Raw genomic sequence first — 4,324 nt, forward strand, 5'->3', positions numbered from 1 at the left:
GTATCGGCGCACCGGGAGGCGGCGATTACGCGAGCCCGCCCCCGAACCGGTCATCGAGGCTAGGCTGGCAGGGTGGCCGCAATAGTCTGGCTGATCGCGGGCATCGTTCTCGCGGCGGCGGAAATGCTCACCGGGGACCTCACGCTGCTCACCCTCGGGGTGGCCGCACTCGGCACCGCGGGGATCAGCGCCGCCACCGACCTTCCGGTCTGGGGAGACGCCCTGGTGTTCGCCGCGATGGCCGGTGTGCTGTTCGTCGGGGTGCGCCCGCTGTTGCGCCGCAAGTTCGGTACCCCGCCGCCCACTCCGACGAATGCCGATGCGCTGCCGGGGAAGTCGGCGCTGGTGCTCGAGCAGGTCGCGGAGTATTCGGGTCAGGTCAAGCTCGGCGGCGAGGTCTGGACCGCGCGTCCGCTCGACCCGAGTGAAGTGTACGAAGCCGGTGTGACTGTCTATGTGATGAAGATCGATGGCGCGACCGCCGTCGTCTGGAAGGGTCCCTAGCAATGGTTGCCTTGATCGTGGCCGCCGTCCTCGTCCTGTTGGTCGTGGTGGTGGTGTTCAAATCGATCGCTCTCGTCCCGCAGGCCGAGGCGGCGGTGATCGAACGGCTCGGGCGGTATTCGCGCACCGTGTCCGGTCAGCTGACGTTCCTCGTCCCGTTCGCCGATCGTGTCCGCGCGAAGGTGGATCTGCGCGAGCGGGTCGTGTCGTTCCCGCCGCAGCCGGTGATCACCCAGGACAATCTCACCCTGCAGATCGACTCGGTGGTGTATTTCCAGGTCACCAGCCCGCAGGCCGCTGTCTACGAGATCAGCAACTACATCGCCGCGGTCGAGCAGCTCACCGTCACCACGCTGCGCAATGTGGTCGGTGGCATGACCCTGGAAGAGACGCTGACCTCGCGCGATCAGATCAACAACCAGCTGCGCGGTGTGCTCGACGAGGCCACCGGCCGCTGGGGCCTTCGGGTGGCCCGGGTGGAGCTCAAGTCCATCGATCCGCCGCCGTCGATCCAGGAATCGATGGAGAAGCAGATGAAGGCCGATCGCGAGAAGCGCGCGACGATCCTCACCGCCGAAGGTAACCGCGAAGCGCAGATCAAGACCGCCGAGGGCGCCAAGCAGGCGGCGATCCTGACCGCCGAGGGCGGCAAGCAGTCCTCGATCCTGTCGGCCGAGGGTGAACGCCAGAGCCGCATCCTGCGCGCCCAGGGCGAACGCGCCGCCTCCTACCTGCAGGCCCAGGGGCAGGCGAAGGCGATCGAGAAGGTGTTCGCCGCCATCAAGAACGGCAAGCCGACTCCGGAACTGCTTGCCTACCAGTACATGCAGACCCTGCCGATGGTGGCCAAGGGCGATGCGAACAAGGTGTGGCTGGTCCCCAGCGATTTCGGCAAGGCGCTCGAAGGCTTCGCCCAGAACTTCGCCACCAAGGGCGAGGACGGTGTCTTCCGCTACGAACCGTCCGCCGACGAAGCCCCGGTGAAGATCGAGGACGACACCGACGTGGCCGACTGGTTCGAAACCGCCTCGGACCCCAAGATCGCCGAAGCAGTCCGCGCCGCGGAAGCCACCGCCCGCACCCCCGTCGAAGGTTTCGATTCCCCCGTACCCCGGCCCAAAACCTCGGTGGCCAAGGGGGACCCGGAACTTCCGACCCCACCTCCGATCGCCCCGGCGGAACACCCCGCCCCGCGCCCGGACGACCCCTACGGTCGCCCCTGGCAGCCGCCGCAACACGGCTGATCCGAGCAGGGTACGGCCCCGGTGTGGACTTCCACTCCGGGGCCGTTTCTGTTGTGCGGCAGCGCTGTCGGGTCAGTGCGGGAGGGGAAGGAGTTCGACGAGGGAGCCTCGGCCGGTGCCGGGCGGCAGGATGGCCAGGGCTTGGCAGGGGATGAGACCGGCCAGGTGAGGGGTGTGAGCGGGGCCTGTGCTGCGCCAGACGCCGCCGGGGTGTTGCTGGACGCCGACTATCCGGGTGGCTTCGCCTTCCATCACGCCGGCGTCGGAGAGGCGGCCCCACATGGTGGGGCCGGGCGTGCGCAGCGTGAGGGCGTCGACGATGGCCGGGCCGACGGCCAAGAGGGCCGCGACGGCGGCGAAGGGGTTGCCGGGCAGACCGAGCAGGACTCGGCCGTCGGGGAGCTGGGCGACGAGGGTGGAGCCACCGGGGCGGATCGCTATCCGTTCGACGATGATGCGCGCGCCGAGGTCGGCCAGCAGGGTGCGCAGGTGATCGGCGGCGCCGCGACCGGTGGCGCCGACCATGACGACCAAGTCGGCGTGGGATTTCAGGGTGAGCCAGGAGCGCAGCAGGTCGCGGCTGTCGGCGAGGTGCCACAGGCCGGTGCTCTCGATATCGCAGCAGCGCAAGAACTCCGGCATGACCGGGCCGAGGGAGTCGCGGGTTTCGCCCGGACCGAGCGGGCCGACAGCGCGGATCTCGTCACCGGTCATCACCACATCGGCGCGCAAAGGTCCACGCACGGTGACAGTTTCGGCTTCGGCGCTGAGGGCCGCCGAAGCCAGGGCCGGTGAGACGCGGGCCCCAGCGCGCGCCAATTCCGTTCCGCTGCTCCAGTGTTCGCCTTGGCGGCGGGTGTCGTCGCGCACCGGTGCGCCGGGCGCGCGCATCACCACCGGTTTGCCGGACACGCTGGTGGTCACGATGTGTTCGTCGCGCAAAGTCGCCGTGGTACCCAGCGGGGTAGCCGCGCCGGTCGCGATCCGCACCGCCTCGCCGGGCGCCAGCACCACCGAGCAGCCGCGCCCGGCGTAGCTGACCTGCTGGTGTAGCCGCCACCACGGTCCGGGGCCCGCCACCGCGTAACCGTCCATGGCGGCGCTGTCCACCCGCGGCAGGGGAGTGCCCGCCGCGAGGGCGACAGCCAGGGTTGCCCCCACGGCCTCGGCCACGGGTCGTTCACGCACCGCGATCGGCTCGAGCTCGGCGGCTATTCGCGCGCGCACCAGCCCCAGCCCACATTGCACCGCCGCAACTACGCCCACCCGTGCGCTCGTCACCACGTTCCGCCTTCCGAGGACCCATCACCGATACTGGGACTCATCGTGCGCACCACCGATTGCCTGCGATTTTCTGGGCAGTTGCCGCGCGATGACGTTGTGCTCACGCACACGCGTGCCGCTCGGTGCGCAGTTCGGGCGTCACGAGTGGGTGACCCGCAGGTCTGCCGGGCTGGATGCCCCGACGTCCGGGCGGTCAGCGGCGGGGGAGAAGCCGGCGGGGTTCACGCTTCGGTGAGGGCGTTCGCCAGCTCGGCGGCGCGGTCGGCGATGGCGGTGCCCAGCTCGGCGGTGGTGGCGGTGCCGCCCAGGTCCGGTGTGCGGACCGTACCCGCGGCGAGGACATCGCAGACCGCGCGGTCGACGGCGGCGGCCGCGGTGTGCTCGCCCAGGTGGGAGAGCAGCATCGCCCCGGCGAGGATCTGGGCGACGGGGTCGGCGATGCCCATGCCCGCGATGTCGGGCGCGCTACCGTGCACGGCCTCGAACATCGACGGCGCGTCCGCCGCGGGGTTGATGTTGCCCGAGGGTGCGAGCCCGAGTCCGCCGGTGACGGCCGCGGCGAGGTCGGACAGGATGTCGCCGAACAGGTTCGAGCCCACGATCACATCCAGGCGATCGGGGTGGAGCACGATTTCGGCGGCGAGGGCGTCGACGTGCATCTGCCGGGTCCGCACCGTCGGGTACTCCTCGGCTACGCGCTCGACAATGCTGTCCCAGTAGGGCATCGAGTGGATGAGCCCGTTGGATTTCGTCGCCGAACAGAGCTTGCCCGAGCGTTCGGCGGCGCGGTCGAACGCATAGCGGATGATCCGTTCGCAGCCGGTGCGGGTGAACACTGATTCCTGCAACACGAATTCGTCCGGCCTGCCCGGGTTGTGGATGCCGCCGATCTCGGAGTACTCGCCTTCGGAGTTCTCCCGCACGATGAGAATGTCGAGGTCCTCGGCGGTGCGGTCGCGCAGCGCCGATTCCGTGCCGGGCAGCAGTCGTACCGGCCGCAGGTTGACGTACTGGCCGAAGGCGCGCCGCAGCGGAATCAGCAGGCCCCACAGCGAGATGTGGTCGGGTACCCCGGGGAACCCGACGGCGCCCAGCAGGATCGCGTCGAACCCGGCGAGCTGCTCGGGCCCGTCGGCGGGCATCATCGCGCCGGTCCGCAGATAGTTCTCACAGGACCAGTCGAACTCGGTCCAGCTGATTCCCGGCAGGACCCGGTCGAGCACCTTCACCGCCTCGACGGTCACGTCGACGCCGATTCCGTCGCCCGGAATGGTCGCGATCCGGTATGTGCG

The 4,324-nt window shown here is 69.7% G+C and carries 4 protein-coding genes; 2 read left to right on the forward strand and 2 right to left on the reverse strand.

Annotated elements, in window-relative coordinates; translation table 11 throughout:
* Positions 1-72 precede the first annotated feature (72 nt).
* Both ACFWF3_RS26065 and ACFWF3_RS26070 read left to right on the forward strand, forming a co-directional pair.
* A complete protein-coding gene (locus tag ACFWF3_RS26065) occupies positions 73-504 on the forward strand; it encodes an NfeD family protein (RefSeq protein ID WP_378995269.1) in 432 nt (143 codons plus the stop codon).
* Positions 505-506: 2 nt separating this feature from the next.
* Positions 507-1,748 carry an SPFH domain-containing protein gene (locus ACFWF3_RS26070; protein WP_378627173.1) on the forward strand — a complete coding sequence of 414 codons (1,242 nt, stop codon included), beginning with the start codon at positions 507-509 and terminating at the stop codon, positions 1,746-1,748.
* A gap of 72 nt (positions 1,749-1,820) precedes the next feature.
* Here the strand turns inward: ACFWF3_RS26070 and ACFWF3_RS26075 are convergent, their stop codons facing one another.
* Together ACFWF3_RS26075 and ACFWF3_RS26080 are read right to left on the reverse strand one after the other, a co-directional pair.
* Positions 1,821-3,029 carry a molybdopterin-binding protein gene (locus tag ACFWF3_RS26075; RefSeq protein ID WP_378995267.1) on the reverse strand — a complete coding sequence of 403 codons (1,209 nt, stop codon included), beginning with the start codon at positions 3,027-3,029 and terminating at the stop codon, positions 1,821-1,823.
* A gap of 224 nt (positions 3,030-3,253) precedes the next feature.
* Positions 3,254-4,312, reverse strand: a complete 1,059-nt coding sequence (locus tag ACFWF3_RS26080; protein WP_379315944.1) for an isocitrate/isopropylmalate dehydrogenase family protein — start codon at positions 4,310-4,312, stop codon at positions 3,254-3,256.
* Positions 4,313-4,324 lie beyond the last annotated feature (12 nt).

This window comes from Nocardia sp. NPDC060220 (genome assembly GCF_042727815.1).
Classification (GTDB): Bacteria; Actinomycetota; Actinomycetes; order Mycobacteriales; family Mycobacteriaceae; genus Nocardia.